General features: G+C 70.0%; 17 protein-coding genes. 4 read left to right on the top strand and 13 right to left on the bottom strand.

The window, feature by feature from the left end; all coding sequences use genetic code 11:
* Positions 1 to 14 precede the first annotated feature (14 nt).
* The 5 genes from OKW78_RS07770 to OKW78_RS07750 form a co-directional block, all read right to left on the bottom strand.
* A complete protein-coding gene (locus tag OKW78_RS07770) occupies positions 15 to 746 on the bottom strand; it encodes a hypothetical protein (protein ID WP_281194615.1) in 732 nt (243 codons plus the stop codon).
* Positions 747 to 844: 98 nt separating this feature from the next.
* The gene (locus tag OKW78_RS07765; RefSeq protein ID WP_281194614.1) at positions 845 to 1,087 is read right to left on the bottom strand and encodes a SelT/SelW/SelH family protein; all 243 of its coding nucleotides are present in this window, start codon (positions 1,085 to 1,087) and stop codon (positions 845 to 847) included.
* A gap of 53 nt (positions 1,088 to 1,140) precedes the next feature.
* Entirely contained in the window at positions 1,141 to 2,565 is a 1,425-nt protein-coding gene (locus tag OKW78_RS07760) for a heme o synthase (protein ID WP_281194613.1), read from the bottom strand.
* 109 nt (positions 2,566 to 2,674) lie between these two features.
* A complete protein-coding gene (locus tag OKW78_RS07755) occupies positions 2,675 to 3,103 on the bottom strand; it encodes an adenylyltransferase/cytidyltransferase family protein (RefSeq protein WP_281194612.1) in 429 nt (142 codons plus the stop codon).
* Positions 3,100 to 3,621: a Mov34/MPN/PAD-1 family protein gene (locus tag OKW78_RS07750; RefSeq protein ID WP_281194611.1), complete on the bottom strand. Its 522-nt coding sequence runs from the start codon at positions 3,619 to 3,621 to the stop codon at positions 3,100 to 3,102. The genes OKW78_RS07755 and OKW78_RS07750 overlap by 4 nt, the downstream gene beginning before the upstream one ends.
* 158 nt (positions 3,622 to 3,779) lie before the next feature.
* On the opposite strand from OKW78_RS07750, the gene OKW78_RS07745 reads away from it, so the two are divergent.
* Complete coding sequence (locus tag OKW78_RS07745; RefSeq protein ID WP_281194610.1) at positions 3,780 to 5,750, top strand: DHH family phosphoesterase; 1,971 nt, start codon at positions 3,780 to 3,782, stop codon at positions 5,748 to 5,750.
* 33 nt (positions 5,751 to 5,783) lie between these two features.
* Here OKW78_RS07745 and OKW78_RS07740 read toward each other — a convergent pair whose 3' ends face one another.
* Positions 5,784 to 7,550, bottom strand: coding sequence for a phosphatidylserine/phosphatidylglycerophosphate/cardiolipin synthase family protein (locus OKW78_RS07740; protein WP_281194609.1), 1,767 nt, complete (start codon positions 7,548 to 7,550; stop codon positions 5,784 to 5,786).
* Positions 7,551 to 7,654: 104 nt separating this feature from the next.
* Between OKW78_RS07740 and OKW78_RS07735 the strand changes: the two genes are divergently transcribed.
* On the top strand, positions 7,655 to 7,849 hold the full coding sequence (locus OKW78_RS07735; RefSeq protein ID WP_149785329.1) for a cold-shock protein: 195 nt from the start codon (positions 7,655 to 7,657) through the stop codon (positions 7,847 to 7,849).
* A 230-nt stretch (positions 7,850 to 8,079) separates the two neighbouring features.
* Here OKW78_RS07735 and OKW78_RS07730 read toward each other — a convergent pair whose 3' ends face one another.
* The 3 genes from OKW78_RS07730 to OKW78_RS07720 all read right to left on the bottom strand — a co-directional run bounded on the left by OKW78_RS07730 (position 8,080) and on the right by OKW78_RS07720 (position 10,496).
* Positions 8,080 to 9,510 (bottom strand): HEAT repeat domain-containing protein, encoded by a 1,431-nt coding sequence (locus tag OKW78_RS07730; protein WP_281194608.1) that lies wholly within the window; start codon positions 9,508 to 9,510, stop codon positions 8,080 to 8,082.
* A 157-nt stretch (positions 9,511 to 9,667) separates the two neighbouring features.
* Positions 9,668 to 10,285 (bottom strand): hypothetical protein, encoded by a 618-nt coding sequence (locus tag OKW78_RS07725; RefSeq protein WP_281194607.1) that lies wholly within the window; start codon positions 10,283 to 10,285, stop codon positions 9,668 to 9,670.
* A gap of 49 nt (positions 10,286 to 10,334) precedes the next feature.
* Complete coding sequence (locus tag OKW78_RS07720; RefSeq protein WP_281194606.1) at positions 10,335 to 10,496, bottom strand: hypothetical protein; 162 nt, start codon at positions 10,494 to 10,496, stop codon at positions 10,335 to 10,337.
* 165 nt (positions 10,497 to 10,661) lie between these two features.
* On the opposite strand from OKW78_RS07720, the gene OKW78_RS07715 reads away from it, so the two are divergent.
* Both OKW78_RS07715 and OKW78_RS07710 read left to right on the top strand, forming a co-directional pair.
* Positions 10,662 to 11,747: an NADH:flavin oxidoreductase/NADH oxidase gene (locus tag OKW78_RS07715; protein ID WP_281194605.1), complete on the top strand. Its 1,086-nt coding sequence runs from the start codon at positions 10,662 to 10,664 to the stop codon at positions 11,745 to 11,747.
* 127 nt (positions 11,748 to 11,874) lie between these two features.
* The gene (locus OKW78_RS07710; protein ID WP_281194604.1) at positions 11,875 to 12,693 is read left to right on the top strand and encodes a hypothetical protein; all 819 of its coding nucleotides are present in this window, start codon (positions 11,875 to 11,877) and stop codon (positions 12,691 to 12,693) included.
* Between the two features lie 12 nt (positions 12,694 to 12,705).
* Here OKW78_RS07710 and OKW78_RS07705 read toward each other — a convergent pair whose 3' ends face one another.
* The 4 genes from OKW78_RS07705 to OKW78_RS07690 all read right to left on the bottom strand — a co-directional run bounded on the left by OKW78_RS07705 (position 12,706) and on the right by OKW78_RS07690 (position 16,482).
* Positions 12,706 to 13,455, bottom strand: coding sequence for a sugar phosphate isomerase/epimerase (locus OKW78_RS07705; RefSeq protein WP_281194603.1), 750 nt, complete (start codon positions 13,453 to 13,455; stop codon positions 12,706 to 12,708).
* 268 nt (positions 13,456 to 13,723) lie between these two features.
* Positions 13,724 to 14,311, bottom strand: coding sequence for an NAD(P)/FAD-dependent oxidoreductase (locus OKW78_RS07700; protein WP_281194602.1), 588 nt, complete (start codon positions 14,309 to 14,311; stop codon positions 13,724 to 13,726).
* A gap of 84 nt (positions 14,312 to 14,395) precedes the next feature.
* Positions 14,396 to 15,469, bottom strand: a complete 1,074-nt coding sequence (locus tag OKW78_RS07695) for a methionine synthase (RefSeq protein ID WP_281194601.1) — start codon at positions 15,467 to 15,469, stop codon at positions 14,396 to 14,398.
* The gene (locus OKW78_RS07690) at positions 15,469 to 16,482 is read right to left on the bottom strand and encodes a 5-methyltetrahydropteroyltriglutamate--homocysteine methyltransferase (RefSeq protein ID WP_281194600.1); all 1,014 of its coding nucleotides are present in this window, start codon (positions 16,480 to 16,482) and stop codon (positions 15,469 to 15,471) included. The genes OKW78_RS07695 and OKW78_RS07690 overlap by 1 nt, the downstream gene beginning before the upstream one ends.
* Between the last annotated feature and the right edge of the window lie 105 nt (positions 16,483 to 16,587).

Raw genomic sequence — 16,587 nt, 5'->3', positions numbered from 1 at the left:
TCCGAATCCGGCGGTCACCCTCCGGATCGGTCGGCCCCGTCGGGGGCATCCCCGTCGAGGCGGGCTCCCCCCGAATCGTCGCGATCCTCCGCGTCCGAGTCGTCGCGGTCCTCCGCGTCCGCATCCGAGTCGTCCCCGCCGCCGCCTGGAAGGAGCCGACGCGCCAGCGCGCCGAGCCGCTTGTACGCGAGGTTGACGTACAGCCCCGCGAGAAAGACCGATCCGACGACGAGGGTGTCGTCGGTCGCCGCCTCCCCGATGACGACCTCGGAGAGCAGAAAGATCCCGATCCCGAGCGGGAGCGCGGCGGGCAGGCGAAAGTTGTATCGGAGCACCTTGCCGACCGGACTGTCGAAGTCGTCGATGAGCGCCGTGAAGACGAATCCGAGCGCACCGAGCAGGCTGAACACGGGGACGTACGGCGGAACGATCCGACCGGAGTCAACGGACAGATCGACGACGTCGAGGACCGCCAGGACGACGAGGGCCGCGGTCGCCAGGACGTCCAGGGCAACGATCGAGACTCCGGCCTTCGAGCGGTACCACGTCCGATCCAGCCACCCGGACCAATCGAGCACGTCGGACTCGTCGGACTCGTCGGATCCGTCGGAGCGGTCCGTTTCCTCCGGGCCGCGCTCGTCGGGGATGGCCTCGTCGGTCGCGGGGGATTCGCCGCTCCCGTCCGTCCGCAGTCCCTCGCGTGTCCCGCCACTCGCGTCCGACTCGTCCCCGACGTGACTCGCCATCGACTCCGCTGTTTGTCAGCGAGGAATAATTAGTTTCCCCCGCGGGCGGTGTGGTCGCCGACCGATCCGCAGCGCGGGGGGATGGAGGGGAAACCGGCCTACGCGGCCGCACCGACGTGCGGTTTCACCGCGCGAACGATCTCGTCGACGTCGTAGCCGTCCTCGTCCTTGTCGAAGACGACCTCACCGTCGACGCGGACGATGAACACGCCGTGGTCGCCGGTCACGAGCGCGACTTCTTCTAGCCCCTCCCCGAACTGCTCGAGGATCGCCCGCGAGACGTCCTGTGCTCGGTCCAGCATGCCGCACGGTACGCAGTACTCGATCTCGACTCGTGTCATACGTCCTCCGATAGGTCCCCGAGCGATATAAAACGGCTCCCCCGCTCCCCGGCTCAGACCACGAGCGCGTCGAACACGACCGCGAACAACAGGAGTCCGAGGTAGGCGTTCGAGGCGTGGAACGCGCGGAACGCCGCGGACTCGTTCCGTTCGTAGTGGAGTCGAACGACGGTCCACAGGAAGACCCCGCCGAGGGCGACGCCCACGGTCGCGTACAGCGCGCCGAGCGGGTCGGCGACGGCCGCGAGCGCGACGGCGGCGACCAGCGTCGCCCCGAGGTACCAGACGATGTGCCGCCGGGTGGCGGTCTCGCCGCGAACGACGGGCATCATCGGGAACCCGCCGCGCTCGTAGTCGTCCTTGTACGCCAACGCGAGGTTGTAGAAGTGCGCGGGCGTCCACAGGAAGATCACGGTCGCGAGCACCAGTCCGCCGCCGCCGACCTCGCCGGTGACCGCCGCCCAGCCGATGAGCGCCGGGAGCGCCCCCGCCGCCCCGCCGATGACCGTGTTCTGGACCGTGTTCGGTTTCAGAACCAGCGTGTACACGACGCTGTAGAACACGATAGCGACCAGCCCGAGCACGGCGGTCAGGGGGTTCACGGTCCAGAACAATCCGAGAGAGACGGCCGTCAACAGCCCGCCGAACGCGAGCGCGTGCGGGACCGGGACGAGATCGGTCGCCAGCGGGCGGTCGTTGGTCCGTTGCATCCGCCTGTCGACGTCGCGTTCGAACACGTGGTTGAACGTGCCGGACGCGCCGATGGAGAGCGCGCCGCCGACGAGCGTCGCCGCCACGACCCGCGGGGTAAATCCCGGACCGCCGGCCAGCGCCATCGCGGCGGCGGCGACGAGACAGAGCAGCCACATCAAGCGCGGCTTCATCAGCCGGAAGTACGCGGCCGCGGTCGCACGCAGCCGCGGCATCGTCGCCGTCGGAACCGACGGCTCGGGGGCGTCCTCGACCGGGGGCAGGTGGTCGGTCCCCGGCTCGAAGTCGGTCTGCGCGTCGTCGGCGTCGCCGGTCGCCGCCTCGAGCCACCACGCCAGCGCGGCGAGGACGCTCGCGAAGATCGTCACGCCGAGTACGAGATGGACGAGCCCGAGCGGGACCGTCCCGCCGAGCGCCGAAAGCGACGCGTCGCCGAGGGCGACGGCCGCGCCGATCCCGGCCTGTGCCGGGAACAACGCGAGCGCGAGGAGGAGCGCGCCGCGGACGCGGCGGCTCGCGCCGTCGCGCCACGCTAGAACCGCGGAGGCGACGACCGACGCACCGACGGCGGCCGCCAGCGCGCGGTGGCCGAGCGCGATCCAGGCCGCCGGCTTCGCGGGGAGCGCGTACCCGCTCCCGCAGGCGGGCCAGCCGCCACAGGCCGCCGCGGCGTCGGTCAGCGAGGTCGTCGCCCCGACGACGACGAGGAGGTATACGCCCATCGCCGTCGCGGCGAGGACCGCGGGGAACCGGTCAGGTATCGTCACGTGGATCGGCTTGGGTGCCGGCCCATATATGTCCCGCGCTTCCGCGGGTCGGACCGGCCGTCCCGAGACTCATCCGCGTCGATCGATGCCGTCGTCCCGATCGACGCCGTCACCCGCGCCGCTCGAGCACCCGGTCGATGATGTCGCCGGTCGAGAGCAGCTCGTCGTCGTGGCGGGGCTCCCGGCCGGAGGCGCGCTCGACCCGGCAGTCGATCCCCCGATCCGCGAGCGCGGCCTCGATCGCGGCCTCGTCGTGATGCTGGTCGAACCCGAGCACGATGACGTCGGGATCGATCGCCTCGATCGGGACGAAGATGTCATCTCTGTGGCCGATACGGGCCTCGTCGACGGCTTCGAGCGCGGCGACCATGTCGCGTCGCTGCCGGTCCGAGAGGATCGGCTTCGCCTTGTGGGTGACGTTCGACCCCCGGGCGACGATCGCGTGAAGCTCGTCGCCGTACGTCGCGGCGTCCTCGAGGTAGTGGACGTGCCCGGGGTGGAGCAGGTCGAAGGTCCCCTGCGCGACGACCCGCGTCATCGTAGCCACGAGAGGAACCCGCCCCGGTCGTCGTTCGCGTCGCCCAGCTCGCGGTCGATGTCCTCCTGGGTGAAATCGAAGAAGTGCTCGTCGGGCATCTCGACGTCGAGCACCTCGAGGGTGCGCTGGTTCCCCTCGTTGTCGAACGCCTTCCAGTCGCCCCAGCCGTAGGGTGCGCCGACGATGATGTGGACTTCGCCCTGACCGAACGTCGCGAGGTCGGCGTCGCTCGGCCGGAGCACGCCGTTCGGGTGCGAGTGAACCGACCCGACCGAGCGCATGTCGTTCGGCTTCATGTGCGAGCGGACCGACGCGCTCGTCGGGTTCGACTCCGTTCCGGGAATGACGAGCACGTCCGTGATGACCTGTCCGTCCCGGTCGATGTCGAGCGCGGCCGCGTCGTCGGCGCGGAGGAACCCCATGTACTCGTTGGGGTGCGTCTCCTCGCTGGCCTCGAGGACGAACTCCATCGTCTCCCGGGCGATCCCGAGGAGGTCGTCCGACCGGAACAGTCGCATGTCTCGAGACACTCGCCGTCGATTGATATGGGTTCCGGACCGGCGAGCCACGTCCCGGTTCATCGGGATCACGCCCCGATCCGTTCGGAGCCTCGACGGTCTCGGTCCCGCGAGCGCGAGATAACAAGCTTAACACGCTCCGATCCCGAACGACGTGTATGAGCGAGCACACCGCCGGGGATTCCGGCATGCGGGACGATTCGAGTCCCGAACCCGACGCCGTGAGGGCGGAGGGGGAACCCGATGACCGAGACGTCGAACCCGACGACCGAGACGTCGTCCACGATCTCGCGCCCGATTGTACCCTCGAGGACGTACGGACCGACGCGTTGTATCACGCCTCCGTCAACGGCGTCGTCGAGTACGGGATCTTCGTCGACGTCTCCGACGCCGTGAGCGGACTCGTCCACGAGTCGAACCTCGCGGGCGAGTACGCGGTCGGCGACCGGCTGATCGTCCGGCTGGTCGAGGTGAAAGAGAACGGCGACGTCGCCTTCGAGGAGGCGTCCCCGGGCGGCTACACGACCGAGACCGTCGAGCACGAGCCGACGATCTCGCGCGTTCGCGGGCTCGTCCCCGGCGACGAGGTGACCGTCGAGGGCGAGGTCGTCCAGACGAAACAGACGGGCGGCCCGACGATCTTCGGCGTCGCCGACGCCTCCGGCGTCGTCTCGTGTGCCGCCTTCGAGGAGGCGGGCGTCCGCGCGTACCCCGCCGTCGAGGTGGGCGACATGGTCCACGTCTCGGGGACGGTCGAGACGCGGGAGGGCGGGCTCCAGCTCGAGGTCGACTCGCTGACGGCCCTCTCCGGAGATCGCGCCGAGGAGGCCCGGACGGCGTTCGAGGCGGCGCTCGACGAACGGGCCGAGCCGGCCGACGTGGACCCGCTCGTCGAGTGGGGGGCGTTCGAGTCGATCCACGACGACCTCCGCGAGTTGGCCCGGCTGCTCCGGCGAACCGTCCTCGCCGGACGGCCGATCCGCGTCCGCCACCACGCCGACGGCGACGGGATGTGCGCGGCGATACCGGTTCAACTGGCGCTCGAACGACTCGTTCGAGAGGTCCACGAGGACCCGGACGCCGCCCGACACCTGTTCAAGCGACTCCCGAGCAAGGCCCCGTACTACGAGATGGAGGACGTCACCCGCGACCTCAACTTCGCGCTCGAGGGACGCGCCCGCCACGGCCGGAAGCTCCCGCTGCTTCTCATGCTCGACAACGGGTCCACCGAGGAGGACGTTCCCGCCTACGAGAACCTCACGCACTACGACATCCCCATCGCGGTCGTCGACCACCACCACCCCGACCCGGAGGCGGTCGCACCGCTTCTCGACGCCCACGTCAACCCGTACCTCCACGACGAGGACTACCGGGTCACCACCGGCATGATGTGCGTCGAGCTCGCGCGGCTGATCGACCCGTCGCTCTCCGAGGAGCTCGAACACGTGCCCGCGGTCGCCGGCCTCTCCGACCGGTCGAAGGCGGAGGCGATGGACGACTACGTCGATCTCGCCGCCGACGCCGGCTACGGGAAGGACGACCTCCTCGACATCGGCGAGGCGCTCGATTACGCCGCCCACTGGCTGCGCTACTCCGAGGGGAAAACGCTCGTCAACGACGCCCTGAACGTCGGCTGTGACGACCACGAACGCCACGAGGAGCTCGTCGAGTTCCTCTCCGAGCGCGCCGAACGCGACGTGGACCGCCAGCTCGAGGCGGTCGACGAGCACGTCGAACACGAGCGGCTCGCCTCCGGCGCGCACCTCTACCGGATCGACGTCGACGAGTACGCCCATCGCTTCACGTATCCCGCGCCGGGGAAGACGACGGGCGAACTCCACGACACGCGGGTCCAGGAGACGGGCGACCCGGTCATTACGATCGGCTACGGTCCGGATTTCGCCGTCCTCCGCTCGGACGGCGTTCGACTCGACATTCCGACGATGGTGACCGAGCTGAACGAGGAGCTCCCCGAGGCGGGCGTCTCCGGCGGCGGCCACCTCGTCGTCGGCTCGATCAAGTTCGTGAAGGGCCGCCGCGAGGCCGTCATCGACGCGCTCGTCGGGAAGATGGCCGAGGCGGAGATCGACGAGACGCTCTCCTCGACCGCCGTCATCGACGACGACTGAGCACGCTCCGGACACCTCCGGACTCCCTCGAACTCAGACGAACGCGATCTCGCGACGCGCGACCGCCCCGGCGACGGCCAGCGTTCCGGCCAGTCCCCCGACGATCCCGACCGGTAGGTGTACCCCGCCGCCGCGCCAATCGGCGGCGTACGCCCGGGCGTAGAAGTCGGCGACGCTCGCGCTCTCGACGGCGAGGAGGACCTCGCGGTTCTCCGTCCTCGCCCCCTCGTTCCAGTTGAGGCTCCCCACGATCGCGGTGTCGTCTATCACGAGCCCCTTGGCGTGGACCTTCCCGTACCGACCGCGCGGCTCCGCGACGGCGACCTCGATCGGCTCGCTCGCGAGCGCGTCGACCAGCTCTCGGTTCGTCTCGCGGTCGTACCACGCGTTCGATACCAGGAGGTGAACGTCGACGCCGCGCTCGGCCGCCCGGCGGAGCGCTCGGACGAGCCGCCCGTCCGGGCCGCCGGTTCGCGGGACGATCGCGAGGACGCGGTCGTCTGCGGCATCGATCCGCTCGACGAGTCGGTCACCCGCGTTGCCGGGGGCGGTGAGTAGCTCAACGTCCGCGGGCGCGGGCGCCGGCGGATCGAACCGCGAGGGGTACGGTCGGCCCGTCGCGTCCGCGAAGCCGTCGGCGCCGTCCGTGTCGCCGTCGATATCCCCGTCGGTCGGCGGTCCGTGAAACGTCGTCTCCTCGCGAAACGCGTCCCACGAACGGGTATCGGGGCCGGTCGCGTCGTTCTCGAAGAGCGCCGCGAGGTCCTCGGCAGCCGCCGGATCGTTCGCGACCACGCCCCAGCCGCGGCTCGACTCGCCGCCGGTCCCCGACCCCTTCCAGTTCTCGGTGAGCACGACGGCACGGTCGTCGGCGACCGCGTACTTCGCGTGGTGGAACCGGAACCGGTTCGGGTCGCCGTCGAGGACGTGCACCTCGACGCCGGCGGCCACGAGCCGATCGGCGACGCGTGCGCCCCGCCGCGGGAAGCCGCCGACTGGAGACCCCTCCACGAGGACGCGCACGTCCGCTCCGCGGGCGGCCGCGTCGACGAGATGGTCCGCGACGCGGTCGGACTCGACGGTATATCCCGCGAGAAGGATCCGCTCGTCCGCGGTCGTGAGCGGTTCCACGGGGACCTCGGGGCTGTCCGGCAGGACGAACGGCGTCACCGCCGCACCGGTGACGTGCTCGGGCACGCGGGGCGCGTACCCGTTCGGTCGCCACTCGTCCCACGTCGCTCGCCAGCGATATCCCTCTCGAACGCGGCCGTACTCGACGACGTCGACGGGCTTCCCGTCACGACGCAGTTCGATCCGGTCACCGCTCGCGGAGAGCGGGAAGTAGCCGTCGAGCGCGCGGACGGGGATCCCGCGGTCGCCGAGGAGCTCCCGCGTGCGGTTCGGCTCCATGGAGAGGGCGACGGAACCGGTCGCGTTCGACGGGATCGACGCGTCGTGGTACCCGTCGGAGAGCGACCAGTTCCCCGGCTTCGGGAGCCGCACGACGAGGTACTCCCCGCGGTTCCCCTCGGTAACGGGGTTCGGATAGAGTTCGACGATCCGTGGATCGGGGGCGTTCGTTGCCTCGACCCTGGCCGCTCTCTCGGCGGGTGCAGTCGCGGCGACGGTAGATGGATCCACCGCGGCGGCGGACGGACTCGCGGCGCCGACGACGCCCGGGGCAGACGAGACCGTCGCGAGCAGGACCGCGACGGCGACGGCGATCCGGACGGCGGACTCGCCCCGGGCGGTGGGATCGGTCCTGACGACCCGACGGCATCGGTCGATCGGCGGACGCATGCGTGCTCTGGCCGCGGTATCCGGGATAAACGGTCGGACGGTCCCCTCGTGGTACCACGACCCTCGCAAGGGTTATCCCCGGATCGCTCGTACGTTTGTTTGCAATGGCAAACGGAAAAGTTGATTTCTTCAACGACACTGGCGGCTACGGTTTCATTTCGGCTGAGGACGAGGACGATGACGTGTTCTTCCACATGGAAGACGTTGGCGGCCCGGACCTCGAAGAGGGACAGGAGTTAGAGTTCGACATCGAGTCGTCGCCGAAAGGCCCCCGCGCGACGAACGTCGTCCGCAACTAAGCTCAGTCGGGCGATCGGCGCCCTGGACCCCACAAGACGACTATCGGGCCCGACCCACCTTCACGGGCGGACACCGGACGCGACCCCGTTTCTCACCCATATCGAACACTGAGCCACCGCCGTGTTCCGGGAGTGCTACTGCCGTGTTTCGCGATCGCTACGGATCGAAGAAAGCGAGCGAGCAACGGAGCGGGCGACTCACGGCACATCCGGCCGAGCGGAACGAGCGACTACGCCGGCGTCGCCGCGGCGTCGAGGGCCGCCTGCGCCTTCTCGGCTTCCGTCTGGACGACGAAGGAGCGCTCGTCGGCGTACTCGGCGACCGCCTCGAGCGCCTCTCGCGTGCCGATCTGTCGGAGTGCCCAGCCGGCGGCCGCACGGACGTCGTCGGAGTCGTCCTCCGCGAGCGCGTCGGCGAGCGGGTCGATCGCCCGGGTGTCGCCGATGAGTCCGAGCGCGCGCGCGGCGAACGGCCGGACGTGGTCGTTCTCCATCGCCAGCTTCTCCGCGAGCGGGCCGACCGCGTCGTCGTCGCCGATCTCGCCGAGCGCCTTGAACGTCGCCTTCTGGAGCTGCGGGTTCGAGTCCTCGTCGACGTACTCGAGGAGCGTCTCGACCGCCTCCGTGGCCGCCATCTTCCCGAGGATGCGGATCGCGAACTGGTCGCGCTTGCCGGCCCGCCCGAGTAGCTCCTCGAGCGACGCCTCGGTCTTTCCGCGCTTGCCCATCCGCTCGAACGCCTCGAGACAGTGGCGTTCCATGAAGTCCGACTGGAGCGAGTCGAGCGCGAGCAGGATCATGTCGACGTTGCCCCGTGCCTCGTGTTCCTTCAGCGCGGCCCACTCGACCGGGTAGTCCTTGTAGTGGCCGAGCACGTCGTAGTAGCCCTGCGCGCGGAGCTGCTCGTGGGTCTCGAGGTCGTCCCACTCCTCGGCGTCCTCCAGGCCCTCCTCGAGCGCGTCGGTCGCCGCCAGGAGATCCGCGAGAATCTCCGCGTCCTCGTCGGGATCGAGTTCCGCGTCCGCGATCCCCGCCGCGACGGCGTCGAGGGCGGCGACGAGAACGGTGACTCCGTCGTCGTCGGTCCCTGCCTCGTCGTCGGCGTCCGTGCCGTCGTCGTCCGCGTTCTCACCGTCCGCGGCGTCCGGATCCGTCTCGATCGCGTCCGCGTCGACGCCGTCGTCGACCGCCTCCGCGGCCGCGTCGACGAAGGCTTCGACCGCGTCGGCCGCGTCCTCGCGCCCCTCGGCGGTCCACTCGGTGTCCTCGAGCGTCGAGACCGACGTCTCGATCGCCTCGACGACGTCCTCGGCGTAGGGGCCGCGGGCCTCCTCGAGCCCCTCGCGGAGCTCCGCGATCCGGTCCTCGAGGTCGCCGCGCGGGTCGTCGGCGTCCTCGTCGTCCTCGTCGGGTTCGGGGAGGTCGGCATCCGCCAGGGCGTCCTCGGCGTCGTCGAGGAGCGCCTCGACGTCGTCGAGGTCGGCCTCGGTCCCGGCGTCGTCGAGGAGCGTCTCGATCTCCTCGAGGTACTCGGTCAGGGACTCCTCGGTCGCCTCGTCGGGGAGCGTCGGGGTGGTCGCCTCGGGCTCGTCCGTGTCCGCCTGGTCGGCGGCGTCGGCCTCCTCGGCGGCCTCCGCCGGCTCGTCGTCGCCGTTGCTCATATACCGGAGAATGCGCGCGTAGTCCATTAAGACGTTTCCCTTCGCGGCGGGGACCGTCGCCGACTCCGTCGTGACCGGCGCACGGTTCGCTCTCGCGACGCCGTGGTCACCGTCGACTGCGACGGTCGGAATACCTCGTTACCTGTCGATACCGGTTCTAGTGATCTTCACCCGGCGGAGCGGTCGCGCTTCCCTCGCGAATCGCGTCAGTGGCCTCGACGAGCAACCGTGCCAGCGCAGCAGTCCATATCGCGGAGGCCGCGTAGCCGACCACGACGGCGACGTGCGAGCCGATCGCCAGCGGGGCGAGAAACAGGAGCGGGACGCCGAATGGAACGACGGCGAAAGCGAGGAGCGTAACGAGCGGTTCGGGGCCGATCCCGCCGATCCGGACGACCGCCCACAGGGCGACGACGCCGACGAACCCGAGGTACACCCGGAGCGTCCGCCAGTCGGGAAGCAGGACCCGCCAGAGGAACGGGTCGTCCGGGTGAGCGACGGTTCCGTGGTCCGGCGAGGACGGGTCGCGGAGCGACGGGGCGACGACCAAGCGACGGACCACGACGGCACACGAGAGGCTCACTGCCGTCGCAACGGCGAACGTCGAGACGACACCGGCGACGTACAGTGGTATCGACGGCTCGGCGTGCGGGAAGAAACGTTCGGTAGAGAGGTTCCGCGCCAGGTAGTGGACGGCCGGAAAGGCGACGACGAAGAACGGGATGACGGCCAGTCGCAGGAGGACGACCGGCGAGTCGTGACGAGCGGAGGGCATCGTCCGCGGGATCCGCCGCGAGTCGAATAGTCGTTCCGGCGCGGGAGCGCTAGCGTTCGAGTTCGACGGTCAGATCGGTCGCGATCCAGCCGTCGGTGTTGCCCTCCTCGGTGAACACGGTTCGGTCCGGCGAGGCACGGCTCGCCGTCACGGCGGGTAGTTGGTCGCTCGAGGGTTCGGGCTCGCGCTCGACGCGTTCTCCGCTGCTCATTACCGGCCGCTCGGAGGCGGGAGGGGTTATAGGTTTCGGTCGGCCTAAACCGTGCGGGCGGAGGTGGGTTCGAACGGACGACCGCGTCGTCGTCGGTGGCGACGATGGCGGCGATCCGGGCGGGCTATCGGAGGGCATTACCGCGACGGCGGCGTCGGTCCGACGATGACGGACTCGCTTTTCACGCCGTTCTCGCTGCGCGGCACGGAGATCCCGAACCGGATCATGCTGTCGCCGATGTGCCAGTACTCCGCCGAGGAGGGGATGCCGAGCGAGTGGCATCGGGTCCACCTCGGCACCCGCGCGGTCGGCGGCGCAGGCGTCGTGATGGCGGAGGCGACGGGCGTCGAGCGACGCGGCCGCATCACGCCCGGCTGTCTCGGGATCTGGTCGGACGAACAGGCCGAGGCGCTGGAACCGATCACGGAGTTCGTCCGGTCGCAGGGCTCGATCCCCGGGATCCAACTGGCCCACGCCGGCCGGAAGGCCTCCCACGCCCCGCCGAGCGAGGGCGGCCACGCACTTCCCGAGGACCACGAAGAGGGGTGGGAGACGATCTCGGCGACCGACGAACCGTATCCGGACGAGGAGCCGGCGGCGACCCGCCGCATGGACGCCGACGATATCGACGACGTGGTCGACGCGTTCGCCGCCGCCGCGGAGCGGTCCCTGTCGGCCGGCTTCGAGATCGCGGAGGTCCACGCGGCACACGGCTACCTCCTCCACCAGTTCCTCTCGCCGGTCACCAACGACCGCGAGGACGACTACGGCGGGAGCTTCGAGAACCGGACGCGGCTGGTCCGCGAGGTCGTCGAGGCGGTTCGCGGGATCTGGCCGGACGACAAGCCCGTCTTCGTCCGTATCTCCGCGACCGACTGGCTCCCCGATCGCGACTCGTGGGACGTGGACGACTCGGTGCGGCTGGCTCCGCTCCTCGCCGACGCCGGCGCGGACCTGATCGACGTATCCGGCGGCGGGATCCACCCGGACCAGGAACTCCCCAACGCGGGACCGGGTTACCAGGTGCCGTACGCCGAGGCGATCCGTGAGGGGACGGACGTGCCCGTCGCCGCCGTCGGCGGGATCACGGAGCCGACCCACGCCGACGCGCTCGTGCGAAACGGTCGGGCCGACCTCGTCGCGCTCGGCCGCGAGATGCTCCGGCACCCCTACTGGCCGCTCGAGGCCGCCCACGAGCTCGACGCGGAGGTCGAGTGGCCCGTCCAGTACCGCCGCGGCCGGTTCGACTGAGGGTCGCCGGACGGACCGGCTGCGGGCCGCCGAACCGCATCGATCGACGACCGCCCGATCGAATCGACTGACGGCCGCCGGATCCCCGCAGCCGAGGTTTTTACCCGCCCGCCGCGTACGCGAGTGTATGAGTTCCCGCGATCCACGCGACGACGACCTCGAGGAGCGGCTCGACGAGCTCGAGGACGTGCTCTCCGAGCTCCGGCGCGACCTCCGGGAGACCGAACGCGACCGCCGCGGTCCCCCGCGCCCGCCCCGCCTCTCGGAGTTGGTGCGGTTCACCGAGCGGTACACCATCCCGACGCTCATCGCCCTCCTGGAGACGACGATCAAGTCGCTCGAACTGCTCCAGGGAACGCTCCGGCTCGCCGATCCCGGCCGGAGCGTCACGGAGGGCGCGGAGGCGACCGGCGACCGGCTCGCGGACGTCCGGGACGGCGCGACGGCCGGGTTCTCCCGGTCGCTCGCGGAGCTGCGGACCGCGCTCTCGGAGACCGACCTCCCCGAGGACGCCGCCTCCCGATCGATCATCGCCGACGCGCGCGACCTCACCGCGGAGATCGAATCGCGGATCGACGAGGGTCGTCGGGAGGCCGACGCGGCGCGGTCCCGACGGGACGAACGGGACGGGAACGGACGGGGGCGACGAGAGGACGGTCGACGGGGGGACGACCGAACTCGGGACGGCGCGGTCCGCATCGACGTGACCGATCCCGATGCCGACGATCGGTCCGGGGGGGTCGAGGACGCGGACGCCGATACGGTGGACGCGGAACGACCCGAGGTCGACGTCGAGTCCGAGTTGGAGTCGATCAAGCGACAGCTCGACGACGACACGGCGGGGACGGACGCCGCCGGCGACGAGGACGCTTCCGCCGCGGACGACGAACCGAGCCCGCCTGCGGACGACGAAACCGGCGGGACCGACGACGCCGACGACCACTGAGACGGGAGGGTCTCACCACTCCGCGTCGAGGTGGCCGGCGACGCGCTCCGCGGAGTCGACGAGCAGTTCGTCGTCGTCGGTGAACACCTCCAGCGCGACGGTGCCGTCGAACCCCTCCAATCCGGCACTCACCGCGTCGTAGTCCACTTCACCGGCTCCGACCGGGATGTGCGTGTCGCCGCGACGGCGCACGTCGTGACAGTGGAGGTGTGAGACCCGGTCGCCGTAGCGTCGGAGGAACCGCCGTATCGCCTCGTTCCCGCCCTCCATGTACGCGTGTCCCACGTCGAAACAGACCGCGGTGTCAGTCTGCCGGGCGATGTCGCCGAGGACCGACAGCTGGATCCCGCGGTGTTGATGGCCCACGTTCTCGACGACGACCTCGACGCCCGCCTCGCGGCCGGCGTCGGCGACGCGCCGGAGCTGCTCGGCCGCGGTCTCGCGGAACTCGACGTCGTCGCGGTCGGCGGACGTGGCGTGGAGGACGGCCTTCTCCGCGCCGAGTTCCCCTGCCCCCTCGAGCAGCCGGCGCTGGTAGGCGACGATGGCGTCGTTGACCTCGCGCGCGTAGCTCGTGAGCAGCTGGCTGTACGGCAGGTGAACGGCCAGGTCTCGGCCCGCGAGCGCCCGGTCGAGCCGATCGGGATCGATCGATTCCGGCGGGAGACTCCCCGCGCCGACGCCGAGCTCGACGAAGTCGAACGCCGCCGGCGACGCCGCCAGTCGATCGAGGTCGTCGCCGACGGTCACGCCGATGTCCATACCGGCGACTGGACCGGCGACGACTTAAAAGTGGACTCCGGACGGTCGACCGTCCAGTCGCTGTCGGCGCGCGTGAAACGGGGACGACCGAAGGGAGTTCCCGTCGCGTGCGAGGGAGCCCGCGGCCGACGAAGGCGGCCGCGGCGAGGTTGGGGAGGGGCGAGGTGCGGTGGCGGTCACCGCGATCAACGACACTGAGACGTCAAGCGACTCGGAGACGACGCTCACGCGCATACGACCGCTCGAAAAAACGTCCGGATCCGGGATTCTACTCCTCGTCGACGAGCGATCCGAGCACGCGCTCGGCGTCGGCGGGCACGTCGAAGTCGTGGTAGTGCTCGCCCTTCTCCTTCGAGAGGACGTTGAGCGCGGCCGCCGCGCCGTCGCCGGCGGAGATGACCGCCTGCCACTCCTCGGCGCGGACCATCGCGCCCGTCGCGTAGGCGTCCTCCACGGAGGTCTCCATGTTCACGCCGACGTCGACCGTGTCGTCCTCGGCGAACGCACAGCCGAGCTCCTCCGCGAGGTCGCGGCTCGCGCCGGTCGCGAGCACGACGTAGTCGGCGTCGTACTCGTCGTCCGCCGTCGAGACGACGAACCCGTCGTCGCGCTCCTCGACGTCCGTGACCTCCACGCCCTGGTGGCGCTCGACGCCGAAGTCGTCGACCTGGTCGCGCATCGTGTCGACGAGAAGGCTGCCGTCGACCGACCCGATCCCGGGGTAGTTGAACAGGTGTGCCTTGTGCATCCACGTGCCGTCGGTGTCGAAGACGGTCGTCTCGAGGCCGTTCTTCGCGGCGAAGAGGGCTGCGCTCAGACCAGCGGGACCGCCGCCGACGACGATGACGTTTGCCATGTCCGATACACGGAGGCGAGCCGCATAAACGTCCGGTAACGGGAGGGTGATCGGGTGATCTGCGGGGAATCGGACGGCGACCCGTCAGTCGTCCGCGAGCGGCGCGTCGAGGTCGATCTCGCCGGCGTCGATCTCGGTTTCGACCTCCCGCGCGGCCGTCACCATGTTCTCGGTCTTGCCGTAGGCGATCTCGCGGGGAAGCAGCTTCAGCCCGCAGTCGGGCGAGATCGTCAGCTTCTCCGGCGGGACGACCCGGAGCCCCTGGCGGATGTTCTCCTTGATCTCCTCGACCGGCTCGATCTCTGCGGTGTGGGCGTCGACGACGCCGAGCGCGAGGTCCGGTGCGAACTCGGGGTCGGTGAAGGTCGGGATCTGCTCGTAGTCGCCGTTACACAGCTCCACGTCGAACTCGTCGATCGGATAGTCGTTGATCTCGGGGTAGATCCGCGAGTAGTCGCCGTAACAGACGTGAAGGCCGATCCGCACGTCCTCGTCGATGCCCGAGACGATCCGGTCGAGCGCCTCGCCGACGATCGCGTGGTCCTCCGGGGTCGTCGCAAGCGCGGGCTCGTCGATCTGGATGTACCGTGCACCCGCCTCAACCAGCTTCTCGACCTCCTCGTTGACGAGGTCCGCGAGGTCGTAGACCAACTCCTCGGTGGAGGGGTACGCCTCGTTGAACGCCCAGAAGCCGAGGGTGTACGGCCCCGTGATCGGCACCTTGACGGGTCGCTCGGCGACGTTCGTGGTGAACGCGAACTCGTCGACGAGCCACGGCTCGTCGTAGGAGACCTCCTCGACGACGCTCGGTTTATCGAAGTAGTTGTGGCCCCACACCTTCACCGGGCCGTTGAACTCGTAGCCGTCGATGCGCTCGGCGAAGAACTCCACCATCTCGTTGCGGCGCATCTCGCCGTCGACGACGGTGTCGAGCCCGGCGCGCTCGTGTTCGTGAGTGATCAGCCGACAGGCGTCGTCGTGGGCCTCCGCGAGGTCCGACTCGTCGAACTTCGAGTCGGGGTCCTCGACGAGCTCGTCGGCGCGGTTCAGCCACTTCGGCTTCGGGTACGAGCCGACGACGGTCGTGAGCAGGAACGCGTCGTTCGGGTGGTCGGTCGGGCGGAACTGGTCGCGGTTGGCGGCTGGGTTTCGGACCATTACTCGAGCACCTCCGTGGCGGCGGCGAGGGCGGACAGCTTCGCGCGGTACTTGTTCTCCGGCAGGTAGAACAGCTCGGTGTTCGGCGTCAGGTACGTCGTCTCGAAGTCGGCGGCCAGGACCTGTCCCTCGAACCACTCGACGCGCTCGGCGATCGTCTCCGGCTCCTCGACGAGCGTGTTCTGCCCGTCGACGAGCCCGAGCGCGAGCGAGTCGGTCGACCCGTACTCCTGAACGTTGTACACGGTGTCCTCGCGGTCGCCGGCGACCAGGTCCAGCCCGAGCGCGTCCGCGCCCGCCTCGTCGACGAGGTGGGCGTACAGCTTCTCGTCGAGCGCCCCGTAGAAGGTCTGGACGACCACGTCGGCGTCGGTCGCGTCGGCGACCGTCGCGATCGCGTCGGTCGCGCGCTCCTCGGTCCCGTCCGCCGGCGGGTTCGTCACCAGCGACGGCTCGAGGAGGAACAGCGTCTCGTGGGCGGGGAAGGCCTCGAGTTCGCCGGCGAGGAACTCGGCGATCGCGGCCCGGAACTCGTCGTCGTCCCCGTAGTGTTCGTCGGTCGCGAGCTCGGCGAGGGAGTACGGTCCCGGCAGCGTCGCCGCGAGCGGGGCGTCGCCGGAACCCGCCTCCTCGAGCAGCGCGCGCGCCGACTCAAGTTCGTCCGCCACGTCCCCGGAGAAGTCGAGCTCGCCGACGACCCGCGGGTCGCGGTAGAAGTTGTTGTTGTCGTAGTACCGCACGATCCCGCCGGTCTCGACGTCGTCGTGGATCGTGAGCGGATGCGCGATCATGTCGTCCCAACGGCCCTGCCCCTCGACGACGCGGTCGAGACCCGCCTCGATCTGGTCGTCGACGAACTCCGTGCGGACCTCGTCGTACGCCTCGGCGATCTCGCCCCCCTCGTCGCCGCTGAGGAGGTCGCCCTTCTGGTGGCCCTTCAGGTCCGACAGCGTCCCTTTCGCCCAGTCCGGGAGCGGATAGATCCCCGGCGTGGCCGCGACTCGTTCGGTCATCACCGAGCGTTGGATATGCCGTTGTATAATATTTGCGAACCTGGTTTATGCTCCTCAGTTATTCCCTCGGAACGGGCGAGCCGAACCCTTACCACCGGTCGCGTG

It is taken from the genome of Halorubrum sp. F4, from assembly GCF_027257195.1.
Taxonomy (GTDB): domain Archaea; phylum Halobacteriota; class Halobacteria; order Halobacteriales; family Haloferacaceae; genus Halorubrum.
Note: the sequence above shows the minus strand (reverse complement) of the source record. Positions and strands in the feature narration are given on the sequence as shown.

Excerpts from the sequence above, each read along its gene's own strand:
- OKW78_RS07770 (WP_281194615.1), bottom strand. The coding sequence starts at position 746 with ATGGCGAGTCACGTCGGGGACGAGTCGGACGCGAGTGGCGGGACACGC.
- OKW78_RS07765 (WP_281194614.1), bottom strand. The coding sequence starts at position 1,087 with ATGACACGAGTCGAGATCGAGTACTGCGTACCGTGCGGCATGCTGGAC.
- OKW78_RS07755 (WP_281194612.1), bottom strand. The coding sequence starts at position 3,103 with ATGACGCGGGTCGTCGCGCAGGGGACCTTCGACCTGCTCCACCCCGGG.
- OKW78_RS07750 (WP_281194611.1), bottom strand. The coding sequence starts at position 3,621 with ATGCGACTGTTCCGGTCGGACGACCTCCTCGGGATCGCCCGGGAGACG.
- OKW78_RS07745 (WP_281194610.1), top strand. The coding sequence starts at position 3,780 with ATGAGCGAGCACACCGCCGGGGATTCCGGCATGCGGGACGATTCGAGT.
- OKW78_RS07740 (WP_281194609.1), bottom strand. The coding sequence starts at position 7,550 with ATGCGTCCGCCGATCGACCGATGCCGTCGGGTCGTCAGGACCGATCCC.
- OKW78_RS07735 (WP_149785329.1), top strand. The coding sequence starts at position 7,655 with ATGGCAAACGGAAAAGTTGATTTCTTCAACGACACTGGCGGCTACGGT.
- OKW78_RS07730 (WP_281194608.1), bottom strand. The coding sequence starts at position 9,510 with ATGAGCAACGGCGACGACGAGCCGGCGGAGGCCGCCGAGGAGGCCGAC.
- OKW78_RS07725 (WP_281194607.1), bottom strand. The coding sequence starts at position 10,285 with ATGCCCTCCGCTCGTCACGACTCGCCGGTCGTCCTCCTGCGACTGGCC.
- OKW78_RS07720 (WP_281194606.1), bottom strand. The coding sequence starts at position 10,496 with ATGAGCAGCGGAGAACGCGTCGAGCGCGAGCCCGAACCCTCGAGCGAC.
- OKW78_RS07715 (WP_281194605.1), top strand. The coding sequence starts at position 10,662 with ATGACGGACTCGCTTTTCACGCCGTTCTCGCTGCGCGGCACGGAGATC.
- OKW78_RS07710 (WP_281194604.1), top strand. The coding sequence starts at position 11,875 with ATGAGTTCCCGCGATCCACGCGACGACGACCTCGAGGAGCGGCTCGAC.
- OKW78_RS07705 (WP_281194603.1), bottom strand. The coding sequence starts at position 13,455 with ATGGACATCGGCGTGACCGTCGGCGACGACCTCGATCGACTGGCGGCG.
- OKW78_RS07700 (WP_281194602.1), bottom strand. The coding sequence starts at position 14,311 with ATGGCAAACGTCATCGTCGTCGGCGGCGGTCCCGCTGGTCTGAGCGCA.
- OKW78_RS07695 (WP_281194601.1), bottom strand. The coding sequence starts at position 15,469 with ATGGTCCGAAACCCAGCCGCCAACCGCGACCAGTTCCGCCCGACCGAC.
- OKW78_RS07690 (WP_281194600.1), bottom strand. The coding sequence starts at position 16,482 with ATGACCGAACGAGTCGCGGCCACGCCGGGGATCTATCCGCTCCCGGAC.